Source organism: Micromonospora sp. CA-248089 (genome assembly GCF_050948515.1).
Classification (GTDB): Bacteria; Actinomycetota; Actinomycetes; order Mycobacteriales; family Micromonosporaceae; genus Micromonospora.
This window is the reverse complement of sequence record NZ_CP192016.1, coordinates 4,073,561-4,092,197: the sequence shown is the minus strand read 5'-3', so window position 1 is coordinate 4,092,197 and position 18,637 is coordinate 4,073,561. Positions and strand designations below refer to the sequence as shown.

Annotated in this window: 16 protein-coding genes and 1 pseudogene; 6 read left to right on the top strand and 11 right to left on the bottom strand. The window is 69.8% G+C overall.

Features of this window, described 5'->3' with window-relative positions:
- Nucleotides 1-57 precede the first annotated feature (57 nt).
- On the top strand, nucleotides 58-1,083 hold the full coding sequence (locus tag ACQP26_RS19265) for an acetylxylan esterase (protein ID WP_269705309.1): 1,026 nt from the start codon (nucleotides 58-60) through the stop codon (nucleotides 1,081-1,083).
- An 87-nt stretch (nucleotides 1,084-1,170) separates the two neighbouring features.
- On the opposite strand, the gene ACQP26_RS19260 is transcribed toward ACQP26_RS19265, so the two are convergent.
- Nucleotides 1,171-2,046: a sigma-70 family RNA polymerase sigma factor gene (locus tag ACQP26_RS19260; RefSeq protein WP_433493581.1), complete on the bottom strand. Its 876-nt coding sequence runs from the start codon at nucleotides 2,044-2,046 to the stop codon at nucleotides 1,171-1,173.
- Nucleotides 2,047-2,130: 84 nt separating this feature from the next.
- Here ACQP26_RS19260 and ACQP26_RS19255 point away from each other — a divergent pair, with 84 nt between their 5' ends.
- Nucleotides 2,131-2,580 carry a carboxymuconolactone decarboxylase family protein gene (locus tag ACQP26_RS19255; protein ID WP_433493580.1) on the top strand — a complete coding sequence of 150 codons (450 nt, stop codon included), beginning with the start codon at nucleotides 2,131-2,133 and terminating at the stop codon, nucleotides 2,578-2,580.
- 183 nt (nucleotides 2,581-2,763) lie between these two features.
- On the top strand, nucleotides 2,764-3,246 hold the full coding sequence (locus ACQP26_RS19250; protein WP_269705312.1) for an iron chaperone: 483 nt from the start codon (nucleotides 2,764-2,766) through the stop codon (nucleotides 3,244-3,246).
- A gap of 152 nt (nucleotides 3,247-3,398) precedes the next feature.
- Here the strand turns inward: ACQP26_RS19250 and ACQP26_RS19245 are convergent, their stop codons facing one another.
- The 5 genes from ACQP26_RS19245 to ACQP26_RS19225 form a co-directional block, all read right to left on the bottom strand.
- Complete coding sequence (locus ACQP26_RS19245; RefSeq protein ID WP_269705313.1) at nucleotides 3,399-4,229, bottom strand: ABC transporter permease subunit; 831 nt, start codon at nucleotides 4,227-4,229, stop codon at nucleotides 3,399-3,401.
- On the bottom strand, nucleotides 4,226-5,185 hold the full coding sequence (locus tag ACQP26_RS19240) for an ABC transporter ATP-binding protein (RefSeq protein ID WP_281577405.1): 960 nt from the start codon (nucleotides 5,183-5,185) through the stop codon (nucleotides 4,226-4,228). The genes ACQP26_RS19245 and ACQP26_RS19240 overlap by 4 nt, the downstream gene beginning before the upstream one ends.
- Nucleotides 5,186-5,280: 95 nt before the next feature.
- A complete protein-coding gene (locus tag ACQP26_RS19235; protein WP_269705315.1) occupies nucleotides 5,281-5,697 on the bottom strand; it encodes a VOC family protein in 417 nt (138 codons plus the stop codon).
- A 128-nt stretch (nucleotides 5,698-5,825) separates the two neighbouring features.
- The gene (locus ACQP26_RS19230; protein WP_433493579.1) at nucleotides 5,826-6,602 is read right to left on the bottom strand and encodes an alpha/beta fold hydrolase; all 777 of its coding nucleotides are present in this window, start codon (nucleotides 6,600-6,602) and stop codon (nucleotides 5,826-5,828) included.
- 122 nt (nucleotides 6,603-6,724) lie between these two features.
- Nucleotides 6,725-7,537, bottom strand: a complete 813-nt coding sequence (locus tag ACQP26_RS19225; protein WP_433493578.1) for an AfsR/SARP family transcriptional regulator — start codon at nucleotides 7,535-7,537, stop codon at nucleotides 6,725-6,727.
- A gap of 1,208 nt (nucleotides 7,538-8,745) precedes the next feature.
- On the opposite strand from ACQP26_RS19225, the gene ACQP26_RS19220 reads away from it, so the two are divergent.
- Entirely contained in the window at nucleotides 8,746-9,660 is a 915-nt protein-coding gene (locus ACQP26_RS19220; RefSeq protein WP_281577407.1) for a helix-turn-helix domain-containing protein, read from the top strand.
- A gap of 429 nt (nucleotides 9,661-10,089) precedes the next feature.
- Nucleotides 10,090-11,484 carry an NDP-hexose 2,3-dehydratase family protein gene (locus ACQP26_RS19215; protein ID WP_433493577.1) on the top strand — a complete coding sequence of 465 codons (1,395 nt, stop codon included), beginning with the start codon at nucleotides 10,090-10,092 and terminating at the stop codon, nucleotides 11,482-11,484.
- Nucleotides 11,485-11,563: 79 nt separating this feature from the next.
- On the opposite strand, the gene ACQP26_RS19210 is transcribed toward ACQP26_RS19215, so the two are convergent.
- The 3 genes from ACQP26_RS19210 to ACQP26_RS19200 all read right to left on the bottom strand — a co-directional run bounded on the left by ACQP26_RS19210 (nucleotide 11,564) and on the right by ACQP26_RS19200 (nucleotide 13,585).
- Nucleotides 11,564-12,229, bottom strand: a complete 666-nt coding sequence (locus ACQP26_RS19210; protein WP_433493576.1) for a sulfotransferase family protein — start codon at nucleotides 12,227-12,229, stop codon at nucleotides 11,564-11,566.
- A gap of 36 nt (nucleotides 12,230-12,265) precedes the next feature.
- Nucleotides 12,266-12,712: a carboxymuconolactone decarboxylase family protein gene (locus tag ACQP26_RS19205; protein WP_281577410.1), complete on the bottom strand. Its 447-nt coding sequence runs from the start codon at nucleotides 12,710-12,712 to the stop codon at nucleotides 12,266-12,268.
- Nucleotides 12,713-12,781: 69 nt separating this feature from the next.
- A complete protein-coding gene (locus ACQP26_RS19200; protein ID WP_281577411.1) occupies nucleotides 12,782-13,585 on the bottom strand; it encodes a gamma-glutamyl-gamma-aminobutyrate hydrolase family protein in 804 nt (267 codons plus the stop codon).
- Between the two features lie 441 nt (nucleotides 13,586-14,026).
- Here ACQP26_RS19200 and ACQP26_RS19195 point away from each other — a divergent pair, with 441 nt between their 5' ends.
- Entirely contained in the window at nucleotides 14,027-15,802 is a 1,776-nt protein-coding gene (locus tag ACQP26_RS19195; protein WP_433493575.1) for an FAD-dependent monooxygenase, read from the top strand.
- Nucleotides 15,803-15,939: 137 nt separating this feature from the next.
- Here the strand turns inward: ACQP26_RS19195 and hemG are convergent.
- Together hemG and ACQP26_RS19185 are read right to left on the bottom strand one after the other, a co-directional pair.
- Nucleotides 15,940-17,430: pseudogene (gene hemG / locus ACQP26_RS19190) on the bottom strand (protoporphyrinogen oxidase); the annotation flags it as partial.
- 87 nt (nucleotides 17,431-17,517) lie between these two features.
- Entirely contained in the window at nucleotides 17,518-18,624 is a 1,107-nt protein-coding gene (locus ACQP26_RS19185; protein ID WP_332367319.1) for a ParB/RepB/Spo0J family partition protein, read from the bottom strand.
- Nucleotides 18,625-18,637 lie beyond the last annotated feature (13 nt).

Sequence of the window (18,637 nt, the reverse complement as noted above, 5' to 3'; positions counted from 1 at the left end):
CCGCCTGACCGTCAGATGGAACTTTCCGGTAATACGTCGCAAGCCTTTCGGAAATTTATGGGTATCGTTATCGGCGTGTCAAGAGCGTCGATTGATAACTCCCTCGACCAGCTCCGTCGCTACACGCCGGCCGTCGTCGAGCCCGCCGACTTCGACCGGTTCTGGCGTGCCACCCTCACCGCCGCCGCGGCCACCCCGGTGCTCGTCGACGTCCGGCCCGAACCCACCGACCTGCGGCTGGTCGACGTGTGGGACGTGACGTTCGCCGGGTTCGACGGCGAACCGGTCCGGGCCTGGTACACCCGGCCCGCGGGCGTACCGGCGCCGCTGCCGGCCGTGGTGGAGTACCCCGGCTACGGGCGCGGCCGGGGCCTGCCGGGCGAGCGGCTCACCTGGCCGGTGGCCGGTTACGCCCACCTCCTGGTGGACAACCGGGGCCAGGCCGGGCTGTACAGCCGCGGGGACACCCCGGACCCGCACGACGCGCCCGGCGGGCCCAGCCCGGCCACGCGGGGAATCCTGTCCCCGGACGACTACCACTACCGCCGACTGATCACCGACGCGGTCCGCGCGATCGACGCCGTCCGCGTCCTGCCCGGGGTGGACCCGGCCCGCGTCGCCGCGGTGGGCAACAGCCAGGGCGGGGGACTCGCGCTCGCGGCGGCGGGCCTCGCCGACGGCCTCGCCGCGCTCCTGGTCACCGCCCCGTTCCTGTGCGACATCCAGCGCGCCGTCGAACTGACCGAGGCATCCCCCTACGGCGAGATCGCCCGCTACCTGGCGGTGCACCGCGAGGCCGAGGAGGCGGTCCGGCGCACCCTGTCGTACGTGGACGGCGTCACCTTCGCCCGGCGGGCCACCGCCCCGGCGCACTTCGGGATCGGTCTGCGCGACGAGGTCTGCCCGCCGAGCACCGGCTTCGCCGCCTACAACCAGTACGCCGCCGCCGGATCGACGGTGCCGTTACGGGAGATGCACACGTACCCGTTCAACGGCCACGAGGGCGGCGAGGCCGTCCACGTCCGGCGGCAGCTGCGCTGGCTCGACGCGGTGATCCGTGCCGCCGGGACGGCAGCCGGCTGACCGGCTCACCGGATGCCCGCACGGAGCGCCCGCACCTGGACCGGCGCGTGGTGGTCCGGCTCGGGGCACCGGGTGGCGGGGGACCGCTCACGCCGGATCCAGGTGCAGCCGCGCCAGCTTGACCGGGTCGACCACGGCCCTGACGGCGGTGATCCGGCCGTCGGTGACGGCAAACGCGAGGATCGAGAGCGGCGTGCCGTCCGCGCGCCAGGAGACAACTCCGGGCAGGCCGTCCACCAGCGCGGTCCGGGTCGACGCGGCCTGGCCGGCGGCGGCCCGCGCGCCGGCGGCGACCCTGGTGGCACCGATGGTGACCACCGCGTCGCCGGGGCCGTCGACGGTGAGCCTCACGTCGGGATCGAGCACGCGAAGCAGACCTTCGAAGTCTCCACCGCGAGCCGCCGCCAGGAAGGCGGAGACCACCTCGCGTTGTTCCCGGCCCGGGCCGGTCGGGCGTTCGGTCGCCTGGACCTTCCTGCGGGCACGGCTGGCTAGCATCTTGGTGGCGTCGGTGGACTTGCCGAGGATGCGGCCGATCTCGTCGAACGGCACCGCGAACAGATCGTGGAGCACGAATGCCAGCCGCTCGCTCGGGCGCAGTGAATCGAGAACGACGAGGAGCGCGAGCCCGACCGAGTCGGCGAGCACCGCGTCGTCGTCCGGAGCGTGTGCGTCGTCGAACGTCACCACGAGGTCGGGAAGGTGGATGTCGAAAGAGGCCTCGGGGCGGGCCTGGCGCGCCCGCAGGACGTCGAGGCTGAGCCGGCCGACCACTGTGGTGAGCCATCCGGCGAGGTTGTCGATGGTGTCCGCGTCCTGGCGGGCGAGTCTCAGCCAGGCTTCCTGGACCACGTCCTCGGCGTCGGCGTGCGACCCGAGTACGCGGTAGGCGACCGCGCGCAGCCGGTCGCGGTGGGACTCGAATGCCGTTGCCGCCGAGTCCGTCGAGCCGCTGTCGACCATGTTGTTACCTTCCACGATTCCGCTTCGTCAGAGGTGATGACGGGCCCGGGCGGGCCCGGGTAACCGCTGAAGGAGCAGGGACTGATGGAACCACGCCTCAAGAGTGCGATGAACCCGGATCTGATGACTGCGGTCCAGCACCTCCACAAGGCGATAGCCGCCGGGGGTGTCGAGCCGCGCCTGCTGTCGCTGGTCCACCTCCGCGCCAGTCAGATCAACGGCTGTGCGCCGTGCGTCTTCGCGTCCGTCTCGGGGGCGAAGAAGGCCGGCGAGACGGACGAGCGGCTGCACCACGTGGTCGCGTGGCGGGAGACGCCGTTCTTCAGCGAACAGGAGCGGGCGGCGCTCGCGCTGACCGAGGCCGCCACCCGCATTCAGGACGGTGCCCCCGGCGTGACCGATCAGGTCTGGGACGCCGCCGCCGAACACTTCAGCGAGGAGGAGTTGAACGCGATCGTCCTGGAGATCGCCATGACCAACTTCTTCAACCGGATCAACCACTCCATCCGGGAACAGGCCGGCAAGACCTGGTGAGCCGCCCCGCACCATCACCTCACCGCCGCCGATGAAGGCGAAGACATTCCTGATTCGACCTCGGTTTCTGGCAATACGGATCGTGGGTACCGGAAAGAAAGTGATCAGGAATAGAGAAGGCGTGGCACACCGGGTGCGACTAGCCTGAGGAGAACGGTGACGAGAGAGAGGAGCGGTACCTAAGTGAGCACCACGTCGAAAGCCAGTAAGGTCGGCAAGCAGAGCAAGTCTTCCGATGAGGGATTCTCCGAGGTCGAGCGAGCCGCCATCAAGGACCGCGCGGCCGAGTTGAAGTCGGAGGCTCGCCGCAGCAAGAGCGCGAACAAGGCGGCGGCCGACGAGAAGGACGTGCTCGCGAAGATCGCCGAGATGGGGCAGCCTGACCGGAAGGTGGCCGAGCGCCTGCACGCCATCATCACGGAAACCGCTCCCGAACTGGCCCCGAAGCTGTGGTACGGCCAGCCCGCCTACGCCCGCGGCGGGAAGGTGGTGTGCTTCTTCCGCAGCGGCAAGGTGGACAAGGAACGCTACTCGTCGTTCGGGTTCACGACGGAAGCGAAGCTCGACGAGGACCACGGCCTCTGGCCGACGTCCTTCGCTCTCACCGAGCTCAGCGACAAGGGTGAGGCGACGATCAAGAAGCTTCTGAAGAAGGCTATGGGTTGATTTCCGCGGTCGAAAACAGCGCGGGCGACCCAGCGTCATAGTCCGGCCGAGCAGCGACAGCTGCTCGGCCGGCCCGCGCTTCCGGCCCGTCTCTGCAGCCCGTGTGCCCACGGCGTCGCGCGACGCCGTGGGCACACGGGTTTCGTCGTCGGTCAGGCGTCTCGGCGCTTGAGCAGGACAGCTGCGAGCGCGAGCAGCGCGGCGGTCCACAGGCAGAACACTCCGAAGCCCTGCCACGGCGTGAGCAGATCGCCGGGGAGCTTCGTGGCCTGCCCGATGAGGATTCCGGCCTCGGTGGGCAGGTACGCGTGGGCGTACTCACCGACCTTGCCGGGCAGCAGCTGGACCAGCGGAGCCAGCACGAGCACGAACATGATCACGCTGGTGATGCCGGCCGCGGTGCGCCGGACGATGGCGCCGATGGCGAACGCGAACAGGCTCAGCACGGCCAGGTACAGCGCCGTGCCCACCACGGCCCTCGCCACACCGGGGTCGCCCAGCGAGACGTCGACCTTGCTGGCCAGCATCGAGGCCCCGACGAAGAAGGAGGCGAACGCCGCCACGAGACTCACGGCCAGGACCAGCAGGCACAACACCACGGCCTTGGCGGCGAGAAGCGGCATCCGCCGCGGTACGGCGAGGAGGCTGGCACGGATCATGCCGGTCGAGTACTCCGACGCGATCGCCATGACACCCAGGACGCAGATCGCCGGCTGGCTGATCAGGAAGCCGCTGCCGAGGATGACGGCGGCGGGATCCGAGGCGGCCAGGGCCCGGTCGCTCTCGGTCATCTGATCCCACGAGGCGACGGTCAGGCCGACGAACAGCGCCGTGAAGGCCGGATACAGCACCGCGAGCAGGGCGAGCGACCATCCGGTCGACCGCACCGACTTCAGCTTCGTCCATTCGGAGAGCATCACCTGGCCGAACCCGGAGCGACTGGCCACCGGTGTCGTGGTGACGTCAGCAGTGGCCGTGGTCATCGGGCAGCTCCTCGGGAGTTGGGGGCGACGGTTTCGCGGGTGGATCCGGTGCCACCGGTACCGGTGTACTCGACGCTCTCGCGCGTCAGTTCCATGAACGCCTCTTCCAATGTGCTTCGCTGCGGCACGACCTCGTGCAGGACGTGCCCCCCGGCGGAGGCGATCTCGCCGATCCGGGCCGCCGTCATGTCCTGGACACTCAGTTCGCCGTCGCCGTTGCGGGTCACCTCGCCGCCCTCACGCGTGATCGCCTCGGCCAGCAGGTCGGCGTGCGGGCTGCGGACCAGCACCGTCTGCTTCTTGCCGCGTTCGATGAACTCCTGGGTGGGGCAGTCGGCGACCAACCGGCCGCGTCCGATGATGATGAGATGCTCGGCGGTCACCGCCATCTCGTTCATCAGGTGGCTGGAGACGAACACGGTTCGCCCCTCGGCCGCCAGTTTCCTCATCAGGGTGCGAATCCACAGGATGCCCTCAGGGTCGAGCCCGTTGACCGGCTCGTCCAGGATCAGCACGGACGGGTCGCCGAGCAGGGCGGCGGCCAGCCCGAGACGCTGCCCCATACCGAGGGAGAAGCCGCCGGCCCGCTTGCGTGCTACCTCCGTCAGCCCGACGAGGTCGAGGACCTCGTTCACCCGCTTCTTGCCGATGCCCTGCGACTGGGCGAGGCAGAGCAGGTGGTTGTACGCGCTGCGGCCGGGGTGCACGGCCTTGGCCTCCAACAACGAGCCGACGACGGTCAGCGGCGTGGCGAGTTCGTGGTACTGCTTGCCGTCGATGGTGGCGTTGCCGCCGTCGGGACGGTCGAGGCCCAGCAACAGGCGCATCGTCGTTGATTTTCCGGCGCCGTTGGGCCCGAGGAATCCGGTCACCTTGCCGGGGCCGACGGTGAAGGACAGATCCTTCACCGCGGTCTTGTCGCCGTAGCGCTTGGTAAGGTTCCTGGCTTCGATCATCCGTTCCGTCCTGGATTAGGCGATGAGTGGGACAAAGCGAGGGAGTCGGAATCAGTCGCGTTCGCATTCGCCCCGGGAACAACGTCCCCGAGCAGTCATCGGGAACGCGGTTGCGCGAAACGCAGCGCGTTGCCGGCGGGATCCTGGACGGCGCAGTCGCGAACGCCCCAGGGCTGATCGGTCGGTTCCTGCGTGACCGTCGCTCCCGCTTCGCGGAGGCGCTCGAACGTGGCGTCGCAGTCGTCGGTACGGAACACGAGACCGGGCAGCAACCCCTTCGCCAAAAGGCTTGCGAGGGCCTGCTGGTCGGCGGGCGAAGTCTCCGGATCGACGACAAGGGACTGGAGGACGATGTCGGCGTCAGGCTGTGCGGCCGAACCGAGAGTCACCCAGCGCAGTCCCTCGAACGCTATGTCCTTGAGCACCTCGAAACCGAGGACATCCCGGTAGAAGGCAATTGCCTTCTCGTGGTCGTCCACGGCGACGAAGCACTGTGAAACCTTGACTCCCATGCGTGTCACGCTACTGACAGACGGTGCCCGGTTGCTTCTCGATTCCTGACGGGTGTCGGGCCGATCCGGACGGGAAGGCCCGTGTGCCGACGGTTCCATAAGAGCGTCCTTCCGTGCGCCGGTGAGCCTCAGGCCTTGACGAATTCGACCAGGACCCGGGCGAGGATTTCGGTCTCCACCCGGTGCCAGGATCCGGGCAGTTCGCGTCCGGAGCCGTTGGGCAGGGCCTTCGCCGTCGCCTGCGCCGCCGCCCGCAGCCAGTCACTGGTGCCGTCGCTGTTGACGACCAACGTCTCCGTCCGGAGGGCCGCGAGCCGCTCGACCGGGACGTCGAAGTCACCGCAGATCGCCGTGTCGTACGCGAGCGTGTGGGCGTTCGCCTCGTTCGTCGCCCACAGTGGGCCCTGCCGCCACTGGCCGATCGCCTCGGGCGGCAGTCCCATCAGCACCGTGAGGAAGTACTCCGCCGCTTCGCCGCGCCTGCCGTCGGCAACAAGCGTCCGGAGCGCGTCGGCGGCGTCGAGGGGCGGCTTCGGGTGACCGTCGACCCGGAAGTACGGCTCGTGCAGTGCGAGCTTCGTGATCGCCAGACCCGCCATCGCCGCCTCCAGCGCGAGGTTCGCGCCGCACGAACCGGCGAACACCACAGCGCTGCCGCCGGCCTCCTCGATCACCGCGGCGAGATCCTCGATCTCGCGCTCGACCTCGTAGACGGGCGAGTCACCGCTCTGCCCCCGTCCTCGGCGGTCGTAGACGAACGTGGTGCAGTACGGCGCCAGCTCGGGCACGAGCGCGTCGAAGATCGTGTGATCGCGAAACGCGCCGTTCAGCAAGACGATCGGTGGCCCTTCGCCGGCTCGTTCATAGGCGATCGTCGTACCGTCCCGCGAAACGACCTTGCGCATGGCGCTCTCCTCAGTGGGCCCGCACGGATGAATCCGCAGCCAACGTGCGGCTGGCTGGTTGACGTCCGGTCGAGGAGCGGTCGTGCCTGACGCGGTCCGAATCGCCGCGCCGGCGGCGAGGTCTACGAGGCGATGGCGGTGACGCCGCCCTCCAACCCCGGATCGCCGGCGAGGATCGCGGCCAGGAGTCGTTGCACCCGCGGGCCTGGTTCGACGCCGAGCTCGTCGTTCAGCACGGCACGAAGGCGGTGATAGACCTGCAGCGATCGACCGACGTGGCCGGCGCGGTACATGGCTGTCATCAGCAGGGCACAGAGGTTCTCGTTCATCGGATTCCGGGCCGTCAGGAGCGTCAGCTCGGCCAGCAGGTCGGAGTGCCGCCCGAGAGCGAGGTCGGCCTCGATCCGGCGTTCCAGCGCGCCGAGCCGGCTCTCCTCCAACGAAGCCGCCTCGATCTCGAGTATCGGCCCCATTCGGACGTCGACCAGTGCCGAGCCGCGCCATACCTGCAGCGCGCGACTGAATTCGTGGGAAGCCCGGCGGTGATCGTCTGACTCGGCCGCTTCGCGACCGGCGACGAGATGGCGGTTGTAGACCTCGACGTCCGTTTCGCAGGCGTGGTCCTCGAGCAGATAACCGTTGTGGCGGGTGCTGATGATCTGCCGTGCCCGCAGATTTCCGCAGCCGGCGGCGGCAAGAGCGTTGCGCAGCTGCAGAATGTACGTCTGCAACGTGGTGGCGTGGCTTCGTGGTGGGCGGTCCCCCCACAGTTCTTCGATAAGTGTCGGCACGGTGACGACGCGGCCCGCATTGAGCGCGAGAAGAGCGAGAACCTGTCGTTGTTTCGGTGCGCTTGCCGTCACCGCCGTCCGGCAGAAACGTAGGGACAGTGGGCCGAGCAGCCCGATACTGAGTGGCTTCTGATTCTTCTCCATATAATCTCCTGCCCCGTTTCGGATTGCTGTGGCCGAGCTCTCCGTCGTGACATAACAAATGCTTGACCGATGCGTCTTCGGTACACAACGATTTTATTCACGCGAATGTGAAAATAGGCGCGATTGGGGCACAAGGCCCGGCTCGGCGCCGATGGTAACGGGTGCAAGTTTTTTACTCGATGAGTCTCCCCCTACAAGATCGAATAACTGGATTACTGCACGCGATTACGCATTGTGGTGTGATCCGGTGGTCCCGGGGAACTGCGGGTTTATCGTACCCGACCGCTTACCTGATGCGCTGCAAAAGTTGGGGTGGGATCGCGTATCCGGAGGCTGAGCTGCGAGAAGTCGATGTGTCGAGATTTGGGACGCGTCCTCTTTAGACTGCTTCGACGGACTCGGCGCCCGCCGGTTCCCGCGCTGCTGCCGGGGTGCGGCCGATGGCCTCCGGGGGCCGCGTCGAAGCAACGGAAAGCGTCCGCTGGGGCCAGCTCGCGGCGAGCCTCATCGGTGCCCGGTCCGCGTCGATGCAGGCCGTGATCCACACCGGTGGCGTTCGTCACAAATGCTCGTCAGGTGCCCTGGGCAACCGAATTCGCGCCAGGCGGCGGGTCGGCCGACGAACCCGGCGGCGACCGCGTCGGAGGGCCGGCGGATCACGGTCTGCAACGTCCGCCCCGCTTCCGGCCGTACCACCGAGCCGCCGCAGCGACTTCGCAGCAGCGTCGTTTCCGGGCCGGTTCGACTTCCGGGAAGACCAGCGCCGGTTTCCGGCGAATAGGGGGACGCGCCGCGCCAGGAATCGGGCGGTAACCGGTGACCCTGTTGCGCGAACCGGGCCGGTTCGCCCCTCATCTCCGCGGAGCCACGAATTGTCGCGGGACGTGGTCGGTCGATGAGGCTGCTCCGGCCTGATGCGCCACTCCGGGGATCCGGTGAATGGGCCGGCGAAAGGCGTGCCACCGATCATCGGTGCCGACTGCCGGTTCGAGGTCCGACAGATCCGTGATTCGCCGCCTCGCACCGTCGCGTGAGGGCGGCGCGGGGTGTTGCGAAGATTCGCGGGCTGGCTGTCCGTACCGGCGCTGCCGAGCGGAAATGGCGGGCCTCCTGGCTCGCGGCCCGGCCTCACGTCAGCGGTACCGGAGTGCCGAATTGGTTTCCGGCGCTTCGGCCCGGGATTTGCTGCTCGGAGCCGGGCACCAGCGGTGCTCGAGCTGATCCCGACGGCCCGAGGGGATGCTGACGGCTGCCACGGATGTAGTGAGGTGCCCATGGAAAATGCAGTCGAACGTGCCGTCGAGTATCTCTGGAAGCACTACGACCGACCGCTGTCGCTGACCGAGGTGGCGGAGAGCGTCCGCCTGAGCCGTTTCTACTTCGCCCGCCTGTTCCGGGACACCACCGGAATCACCCCCGGGCGCTTTCTGGCCGCCATTCGCATACACCACGCCAAACGGCTCCTCATTGACACGTCGATGCGGATAACCGATGTCTCCGTGTCGGTGGGTTACAACAGCCTGGGGTCGTTCAGCAATTGCTTCACCTCCAGCGTCGGCCTGTCACCCGGCCGTTTCCGGCGTCTGTCGCAGATCGACGGCATCGAGCTGCCGGGCGCGTTGCCGGCCCCGCACGGTCCCTCGGGCGCGGTCGCGGGGACGATCAGCCTGCCGGAGGGGCACGGGAACGCGCGCGTGTATCTGGGCGCCTTCCGGACGCAGACCGTGAAGCACCCGGCGGCCGCCGCGGTGATCGTCGACGTTCCCGGTGGCCGGCCGGCGTGCTACCGCCTGCCGCACGTTCCCGAGGGCACCTGGATCGTGCACGCGGTGGCGGTGGCCGACGGCGCCGGACTCGACGCGCGGCGGCCGCACGCCCCACTGGTCGGAATGCACCCGTCGGTGACGGTGACCGCGGGTGGAGTGACCAGCGCCGCGGTCCGTCTGCGTCGCCGCCGGCCGATCGACCCGCCGGTGCTGCTCGCCCTGCCCGACCTGGTGCCGCCGCCTGCGCCGGCACCGCTCACCGGGTGCCCGGCCGTCACGGCACGCCAGGCGCCGGCCGCGTGGCAGGAGGATCGACGTGGGCTGGCGCTGGCCGCGCCCCGTCCCGGGTTGTCGTAGCGGGCCCCTCCGGCACGAACACGGTGTGAGGTGCCGCTTTCAACTGCGAATATTGATGCAGTTGAACGTCACCGAGCCGGGACGGCGGTGCTCCCGGCCGGTCGGGACACGGCCCTCCCTCAGCGGAGAGGGCTCGCGCCGATCCGGCACCTCATCGAACCATGCTCGGCGCGGCCCGGTCCGTCAAGCCCGCGGCTTCCTCTGTCGGCGGTCGAGTCCGGCAACCCGGGGGGCAACGTGGAGGATGCCGGCCGATCGCGGGCCACTGCACTATGGCCGAGACACAGACGGATTGCCCCATCGGGACTGTCTCTCCGCGGCCCGTCGCACAGCGGTGGGGAAAGGGCTGGGGCCACCACTGCCCAGCGGCCTTCGCATCGTCGGCACCGCCGCAAGCGGAACACGCGAGCCAGAAAGTGGTGATCGACCGTGACCTCAGCCGTACTGCTCAGACCTCGCTCCGGCACCGCCCTCACGGAACGGCTGGCGCGTTCGGCGGCGGCGACCGAGGGCGCCGGCATCAAGACGGCCGACGTGCCGGGCTGGCTGGCCGCCGAGACGGTGGCCTGCGGTACCAGGGTGCGCCGGATTCCCTTCGCTGAGCTGGACGGGTGGTCGTTCAGTCCGACCGGCGGGAACCTGCGACACCGCAGCGGACGCTTCTTCTCCGTCGAAGGCCTGCATGTCGCCCGGCCGGACATCGGCACCGAGTGGCAGCAGCCGATCATCATGCAACCGGAGGTCGGCATCCTCGGCATTCTGGCCAAGGAGTTCGACGGGACGCTGCACTTCCTCATGCAGGCGAAGGTGGAGCCGGGCAACCCCAACCTGGTCCAGCTGTCGCCCACCGTGCAGGCGACACGTAGCAACTACACGAAGGCCCACGGCGGGGCGGCGGTGAAGTACCTGGAGTACTTTCTCCGTCCCGACCCCCGGATGGTGATCACCGACGTGCTGCAGTCGGAGCACGGTGCGTGGTTCTACCGCAAGCGCAACCGCAACATGATCGTCGAGGTCGAGGACGACGTGCCGGCCGACGAGAACTTCCGGTGGCTCACCCTGGGCCAGCTCGGACGGCTTCTCCAGCACGACAACGTCGTGAACATGGATGCGCGGACCGTACTGGCGAGCGCACCGGTGATGTATCCCGAGCACCAGGCCCTCTCGTCCGACGTCGAGCTGCACTCCTGGATCACCGGTAAGCGGGCACTCCACGAGGTCCGGGCCCGCCGTATCCCCCTGACCGAGGTGGCGGGCTGGGTCCGGGACGAGTACACCATCCACCGGGAGGACCAGAGGTTCTTCCAGGTGCTGGCCGTCGCCGTGGAGGGAGCCAACCGGGAGGTCCCGAGTTGGAGTCAGCCGCTGTTCGAACCGGTGGCCCAGGGCGTCGTGGCCTTCGCGTACCGGGCGTTCGCCGGCGTACCGCACCTGCTCGTTCATGCCCGGGTCGAAGGCGGATTCCTCGACACCATGGAACTCGCGCCGACCGTTCAGTGCGTCCCGGCGAACTACCTCCACCTGCCGGCCTCGCAACGTCCGCCGTTCCTCGACGTGATGCTGGAGGCACCCCAGGACCGGATCCGGTACGCCGCGATCCACTCCGAGGAGGGCGGACGGTTCCTCAACGCCGAGAGCCGCTACCTCGTCGTCGCCACCGACGAGTCGACGACGCCGGCCGAGCCGCCGCCCGGCTACCACTGGATCACTCCGGGCCAGCTCGGATGGCTCGCAGGTCACAGCCGCTACGTCAACGTCCAGGCGAGGACGCTGCTCGCCATCCTCACCAGTCGTGCCGTCGACATCGGTCAGGGCTGTTCGTGAACCCGCCCGCAACGGGTCGTACCGGTCGGTGGGGCAGAGCCGCGACTGGCTCTGCCCCACCGACCGGTACCGCCGTGTCTCAGCGGGCGGCGACAGGACCCTTGCCGTCGCCCACCTGCCGGATGGTCCGGCGCATCGACTCCCTGTCGTTGGCGCGCGGGAAGTCGTCGTCCGGCACCTTCACCCCGAGGAACGCGCACAGGGGCTCCCATCCCTGCTTGACGTCGTAGACGAGAAGGTTGTCCGGCTCGACGGAGTTGACGACCTCCTCGTTGTGCCTGCGGAAGACCTCGATGGCGTGGTCCTTGTCGGCGAACCGCCCACCGAACAGGCCGTCCCACACCATCGTGCTCACGAGGCGGTGCACCCGGGCCGGCATGGAACCGGCCGGCGGGCGGTTCTCACTGTTCCGCACGGCGAACTGGTACAGCGTGTCGTGGGTGCTGCGGTACCACTCCTCGCCGTCACGGATGGTGAGAACGACCTTGGCCTCCGGGAAGGCCCGCACGATCTGCTTGTAGTAGATGGAGCTGGGGCCGTCGACAGCTGAGGTGAAGCCGTCGAAGAGGGCCGGCCAGTCGGGCTGCTGCCCGTCACAGACGACCTTCTCCCACTGGCCCAGGCGGTGCGGATCGCTGACGACCTCGAACATGTGGTAGCAGGGCCCGTAACCGAGACGTTCCAACGCGACCTTCAGCGACGTGGTGCCGGTCCTGCCCAACCCGGTGTTGATGAGCCGCAACAAAGGAGTTCCCTTCTTCAGTGGATCGGGTGCCGTGGCTCAGCGCCAGTCACCCGGCGCCTGCCGGGTGGACACGTTGACGCAGTTCCACATATTGACGAGGCCGATGTGCAGGATCAGCGCACCGAGTTCCGGCTCGGTGAAGTGCCGGGCGGCGTCGTTCCAGACGGTGTCCGGCACCGGGTCCTCCTTGTCGTTGAGGCGCGTCGCGGCCTCGGCGAGCGCCAGGGCGGCGCGTTCGGATTCGGTGAAACAGTCGGCGTCGTGCCAGGCGTCCACCTTGTGCAGACGTTGATCGATCTGGGCCGCAGCGTCCGGATCGGTGGGCAGGATGTTGACCCGGCCGTTGATCTGGCTGACGCGCATGCGGACCAGATCGAGCGTCCGCACCGGCACGCCGATCTGGTTGATCGCCTTGGCGAGGTCGAGCAGCGGCAGCAGGGCGTCCGGCACGACCAGTGAAGGGTTGTTCATCCGCGGTGCCATGGCATTCTCCTGGGGATGGGGGCGGCTCTTTCGGGGGAACGGGGAGAGAGATCCGGATCGCCCGGTGCGTCACGGATGCGAGACGCGAGCGGGGAGCCGGCCTTCACGCTCTCGTGACGAGGCGGATCGGCCCTTGCGGGCGGCGCCGACGAGCGCATGGTGCAGCCGTTCGTCGTCGTCCTGCCCGGCTTCCCACTGCACCCCGAGGACGAACGGATGCGCTGCCGCCTCCACCACCTCGGCGACACCGTCCGGCGCCTCGGCCGTCACCGTGAGGCCCGTGCCGACCCGGTCGATTCCCTGATGGTGGTGGCAGCGGGCCTCGGGAACGTCGTTGCCCAGCACGCCGTCGATCGCGCTGCCGGCATGCAGGTCCAGGCGGGTCCGGCCGAGGGTGAAGGCCTCGGTCTCGGGACTGTGCCCGTCGTGGCCGACGAGTTCCGGTAGGTGCTGGTGCAGCGTGCCTCCGTGCAGCACGTTCAGCAGCTGCATGCCGCGGCAGATGGCCAGGACGGGCAGGCCGGCGTCGAGCGCGGCCTCGATCAGGGCCAGCTCGACCCGGTCCGCCTCCGGGCTGCCGCACCGGGTCCGGGGATGACGTTCCTGTCCGTACAGCGCCGGATCCACGTCGGGGCCGCCCGGCACCAGCAGTCCGTCGAGCTGGGGCACCGTGTGCTCGGCGCCGGGCACCAGCGGCACCAGCAGCGGGATGCCGTCCGCCGAGGCGAGCATGTCCACGTGGGACTGGAGCGCGAGGCTGACGGTTGTCTGGAGGCCCTGCACGGTCACCGGAACCGTTCGTGCGCTGATTCCGATCACGGGACGCGCGGGGCCTTCCCGCCTCTGCGCATAATTGTTGAAGGATGAGTTCATGGACACCCTCATAACTTCCGGAAATCGCCGTTCCAGGCGGTTCCGCCGCACGGGACGATGGTGCGGCGAATGAGGTGGGGAATCATCGGACGATGGCGGGCCGGCGACCATCGCGGCCGACCGTACAACGGTTCCTCGGCGACTCGCAACCATCGCCGGCGGCTTCGCGGGAACGCTACGGAATGGGCCGTCGTCCGGTGGCGACCGAGCCGGACCGCCGCCGTCGCCGATCGTTCAACTGAGGCGGAGCGTGAGCGGAAACCGCTGTTCAGCGGCGTGCTCGGCTCACCGGGGCGCCGTGGCGTCCATCGGTCCTTGACCGGGACTAAAGAGGCTTTCGTCAAACTGCGAGGCGTCCGTGCGGGTCCGGCGTAGCGGTTCGATGTCCGTCGCGACACCAGCGCGTCACGACCGGTACAGTCATCTTCCGGAAGGACGGCAATGGCAACAATCGAGGTCCCGGTTCTCATCGTCGGCGGCGGTGGATGCGGCTTGTCCGCATCTGTCTTCCTCTCCGACCACGGCGTAGGTCATCTGCTGGTGGAACGGCACTCGGAGACATCGAGAATGCCGAAGGCGCATTATCTGAACCAGCGCACCATGAGCATCTTCCGTCAGCACGGGCTCGACGGCGAGGTGGCCGAACTCGGGGCGTCGATCGAGGAGTTCGGAAAGCTCCGGTGGCTGACGTCGCTCGGCGGCGACCGGCCGCTCGACGGCATCGTCGTCCAGGAGATGGACGCCTTCGGCGGTGGTGAGCTGCGCGAGACCTACGAGGTGGCCGGGCCGGTCATGCCGGTCAAGCTGCCCCAGGTCCGGCTGGAGCCGATCCTGCGCCGGCACGCCGAGCAACGCAATCCGGGCCGGATTCTGTTCAGTCACGAGCTGGTCGGCTTCGCCGAGGAGGGCGACCGGGTCGTGGCCGAGGTCCGCAACGTCGACACCGGTGAGGTCACCACCGTCGTGGCGCGCTACCTCGTCGCGGCCGACGGCGGCCGCACGGTGGGCGCCGCGCTCGGCGTACGGATGGAAGGTCTTCCCGGTTTTCTCCAGGTCACGACCGCGTACTTCACCGCGGACCTGTCGCCGTGGTGGCAGGAGGGCACGCTCCTCACCCACTTCCTCAACCCCTACGACCCCGATCTGTCCAGCAACCTCATCGAGATGGGACCGACCTGGGGCAAGCACTGCGAGGAGTGGGTCCTGCACTTCCCGCCGGGCGACCCGGAGCGCTTCCCGCCGGAGACGATCGTGCCCAAGATCCGCGAGGTCCTCGGGCTGCCCGAGCTGGAACTCACGCTGCACCACGTGACGAACTGGGCCGTGGAGTCCCTGGTCGCCGACCGCTACCGGGTGGGCCGGGTGCTGCTCGCCGGCGATGCCGTGCACCGGCAGCCGCCCACCGTCGGGCTGGGGCTGAACACCGGGATCCAGGACGCGCACAACCTCGCGTGGAAGCTCGCCGCGGTGCTCGGCGGCCGGGCGAACGACAGGCTGCTGGACACGTACGAGGCGGAGCGGCACCCGATCGGGCGGCACAACGTCGACTGGGCGGTGTCCGCGGCCCTGCACCACCACGCGATCCTCGAGGCCATCGGCCTCGGCCAGCACACGCCGCAGCCGCGCCGCGACCGGTCGTTCGCCGCGCTCGTCGACCCGTCTCCGCTCGCAGTCGCGGCGCGCGCCCGGTCGGCGGAGATCTTCGCCACCCACCGGGGCGGGTGCCAGGCGCACGACGTGGAGATCGGCTTCGCGTACGAGGAGGGAGCGGTCATCCCCGACGGCAGTCAGCCGCCGCCGCGGGAGCCCCTGCGGGACGTGTACCACCCGACGACGCGGCCCGGCCACGTGCTGCCGCACGCGTGGATCGAAGGTGGCGGCCGCGTCCTGTCCACCCAGGACCTCACCGGCACGTCGACCGGCTTCGTGCTCATCACCGGCCCGCAGGCGGCACCCTGGCAGGAGGCGGCCGCGGAGGTCGCCACCAAGTTCTCCGTCCCGATCGTCACCGCGTCGATCGGGGCCGGCGGGGAGTACGTGGGGGCCGACGGCCGGTGGCAGGACGTCCGGGAGATCACGGACGAGGGCGCGATCCTGGTACGGCCCGACAACCACGTCGCGTGGCGCAGCGCGGGCGCCGCAGCGGATCCCGTCGGGGACCTGGCCGGTGCGATCGGGCGCCTCCTCGACAGCCAGCCGGGGCCGGCGCTCAGCTGACCTCTCTATCTGCCACGCCCGGACCATCGGTCCGGGCGTGGGTCGTTGTGCCGGCCGACGTCAGCGAGCAGTGCGCACACAACCGGGCCGGGGTGGCAACCGCCACCCCGGCCCGGCCGGGGACTTCGGAGGAACGATCAGGAGGAGGCCGCTGTCGCGGCGGTCCTCGGGAGCGCGGCGAGCACCTGGTCGACGGCCTTGCGCGCGTCGGCGATGCACGTGCCGACGCCGACCCCGTCGTACGCGGCGCCACACACGGCGAGCCCGCGATGAGCGGCCAGCGCGGCACGCAGCCGGGCCGTCCGGTCCAGATGACCGACTGTGTACTGCGGCAGTGCGCTGTCCCACCTGGTCACCCGCGTCGCCACCGGGGCACCCACGGCGCCCGTGGCCTCGGCCACCTCGGCGGCGGCCAGCGACGCGAGGTCGGCGTCGTCGCGCTGCAGCAGCGTCTCGTCGCCGACCCGTCCGATCGAGCACCGGAGGATCTCCACCTCGCCCGCCAGATGCGGCCACTTCACCGTCGAGAAGGTCACCTCGTTCACCGCCCGCCCGTCCACCGCCGGCACGCGGTACCCGCAGAACCCGCGTGCGGCGAGACCGCCGGGGAACGCTCCGCGCGGGTAGGCCAGCGTGACGATCCCGACGCTCGCGTACGGGATCTCCGCGAGCTCGGCGGCGGCCGGGGCGACACCGGGTACCCCGGCCAGGAGCCGGCCGGCGGGCCCGGCCGGGGCGGCGACGATCACCGCGTCCGCGGTCAGATGTTCCGTCCCGGCGGCGGAGGAGACGGTGAGCCGCCAGCCGTGTTCGCCGGGGGAGAGGGCGGTGACCTCCGCGCCGGTCCGCAAGGTCGCTGCCGTCGAGTCGGCGCGCACCGCCGCGGCCAGCACCGTGGCCAGGTTCCCGAGGCTGCCGGTCAGGGTGCCGATGCCGGTCGGAGGCTCCTGCCCGTCCGGGGGCGGCGGCGGGATGAGCGAGGCCGCCGCCCTGGTCAGTGACGGGTGCTTCCGGGACGCGTTGGCCAGGGGAGCCAGCATGGCCTCGAAGGACAACTCGTCGGAGCGGCCGGCGCACACGTCGCTGAGGAAGGGATCGACGAGACGGTCCAGCACCTCGCGGCCGAGTCGCTCCGAGACGTACGCCGCGACGGAAACGTCGCCGTTCCGCTCGGTCGGGGGCAGATCGACGTCCCTGCGGGCCCGGGCCACGCCCTCCGCGGAGACGATGCCGGAGCGGGCGAGCGCGTCCATGTCCGACGGCACGCCCATGAACTGGCCGGCGGGCAGCGACCGGAGTGCGCCCCTCGTCCAGATCGCCGTGGCGGTGGCGCCGGCCAGGACCAGCTGGTCGCCGAGACCGGCTGCGGTGAGCAACCGGGTTGTCTTGGGACGCCGCGCGTACAGCCCCTCGGCCCCCTCGTCGACAGTGACACCGGCCACCTCGGACGCGGCCAGCTTCCCGCCGAGCCGCGACGACGCCTCGAGGAGGGTGATCCGTACCGATGCCTCGCGAAGGTAGAAGGCTGCGGTCAAACCCGCGACGCCGCCTCCCACGATGACCACGTGTGGCACCCCGTCTGCCCGTTCCGGTTGGTTGTCCACCATGTCGCCTGCTCTTTCGTCGGTGCGATGTCCGTGGCAGTTTCGCCGAGGCCCGGTGAATCCCGGTCGAGCGCGGGTGGACCCGGCGGTGTGCGGTGTGAACCGCGGCCGTTACTGTCCGGCTTCCTGCTTCCGCTTCAGCTGCTCGGCGAACAGGCTCCACTCCTTGCTGATGCTGTCCGCGATGGGAGCGATCACGCTCAGCCAGTGCGGCGGGATCGAGCCGGCGACGTCGCGCCACCGATCCGGGGCGCCCGCGTGCCATGCCATCCAGCGGATGAACGCCCGGCCGCCCTCGGTGTAGCGGATCGACGGGTCGGTGGCCAGTTTCTCCGCCACCCCGGCCCAGGTGAGTGGGGCGTCCGAGCAGCCCTTGCGTCGTACCACCGCGCGCGGAGCCGCCGGCGAGGCGGCGGTCGCTGTCGCGGCTCTGTCGTCCGGCTCCCCGTCCGGGCGGTCCGCGGGCTGGCGGTGCCCGTTGCGCTCGGGGCTGATGCCACGGCGGAGCCGGGCGCTCACGTCGTGCACGGTGCCGAGGGAGACGTCCGCCTCCCGGGCGACCTGCCGGAGCGGGGCGTTCGGGTGTGCGCTGAGGTACTCGGCGGCGCGGCGCCGGCCCTCCGCGGCGGTGACCGGGCGCCGCCTCCCGTCCCGGCCGATCCGCTTGCTCCCGGGATCGACGGCGCCCGCCGACCGGGCGCGCAGCGAGGCGATGGTCTTCGCGCTCAGCCCGGTGATGCCGGCCAGGGCGCGATCGGACCAGTCGGGATGCTGGGCCAGGACCCGATCGGCGCCGGCCAGGCGGTCGGCCCGGGACAGGGGAAGCCCGTGGGCGATGTTGGCCTTCATCGCCAGGACGAGTGCCTCGGAGGCGGTGCAGTCCAGGAAGCGGGCCTTGATGACCTGGTCGCCGCGGAGCCGGGCGGCTTCCAGCCGGTGCAGGCCGTCGATGACGCACCAGCCGTCCTCCTGGACGAGGATCGGCGGAAGCTCCGCGGTGCCGGCCGCGTCGACGAGCAGTTGCACGTGGGCGGGGTTCGTCCCGCCCTGACGCAGACGAAGGTTGGGTGACAGCGCGTTGACGGGCACGTCCCGCGCCGGGAGCCTCTCGAAGTTCCTCAGATCGAATCCGTCCCCGTCGGTGGACCCGTCGTCGTCCGACACGGCGAGCGCGAGGCTCTCCCTAGCCAGAGCAGCCTGCCCGTTGCGGCGAGACATCCGGTGCGACCCC

Excerpts from the sequence above, each read along its gene's own strand:
- ACQP26_RS19205 (WP_281577410.1), bottom strand. The coding sequence starts at position 12,712 with ATGGCACCGCGGATGAACAACCCTTCACTGGTCGTGCCGGACGCCCTG.
- ACQP26_RS19245 (WP_269705313.1), bottom strand. The coding sequence starts at position 4,229 with ATGACCACGGCCACTGCTGACGTCACCACGACACCGGTGGCCAGTCGC.
- ACQP26_RS19260 (WP_433493581.1), bottom strand. The coding sequence starts at position 2,046 with ATGGTCGACAGCGGCTCGACGGACTCGGCGGCAACGGCATTCGAGTCC.
- ACQP26_RS19200 (WP_281577411.1), bottom strand. The coding sequence starts at position 13,585 with ATGAACTCATCCTTCAACAATTATGCGCAGAGGCGGGAAGGCCCCGCG.
- ACQP26_RS19265 (WP_269705309.1), top strand. The coding sequence starts at position 58 with ATGGGTATCGTTATCGGCGTGTCAAGAGCGTCGATTGATAACTCCCTC.
- ACQP26_RS19230 (WP_433493579.1), bottom strand. The coding sequence starts at position 6,602 with ATGCGCAAGGTCGTTTCGCGGGACGGTACGACGATCGCCTATGAACGA.
- ACQP26_RS19255 (WP_433493580.1), top strand. The coding sequence starts at position 2,131 with ATGGAACCACGCCTCAAGAGTGCGATGAACCCGGATCTGATGACTGCG.
- ACQP26_RS19240 (WP_281577405.1), bottom strand. The coding sequence starts at position 5,185 with ATGATCGAAGCCAGGAACCTTACCAAGCGCTACGGCGACAAGACCGCG.
- ACQP26_RS19195 (WP_433493575.1), top strand. The coding sequence starts at position 14,027 with ATGGCAACAATCGAGGTCCCGGTTCTCATCGTCGGCGGCGGTGGATGC.
- ACQP26_RS19225 (WP_433493578.1), bottom strand. The coding sequence starts at position 7,537 with ATGGAGAAGAATCAGAAGCCACTCAGTATCGGGCTGCTCGGCCCACTG.
- ACQP26_RS19185 (WP_332367319.1), bottom strand. The coding sequence starts at position 18,624 with ATGTCTCGCCGCAACGGGCAGGCTGCTCTGGCTAGGGAGAGCCTCGCG.
- ACQP26_RS19235 (WP_269705315.1), bottom strand. The coding sequence starts at position 5,697 with ATGGGAGTCAAGGTTTCACAGTGCTTCGTCGCCGTGGACGACCACGAG.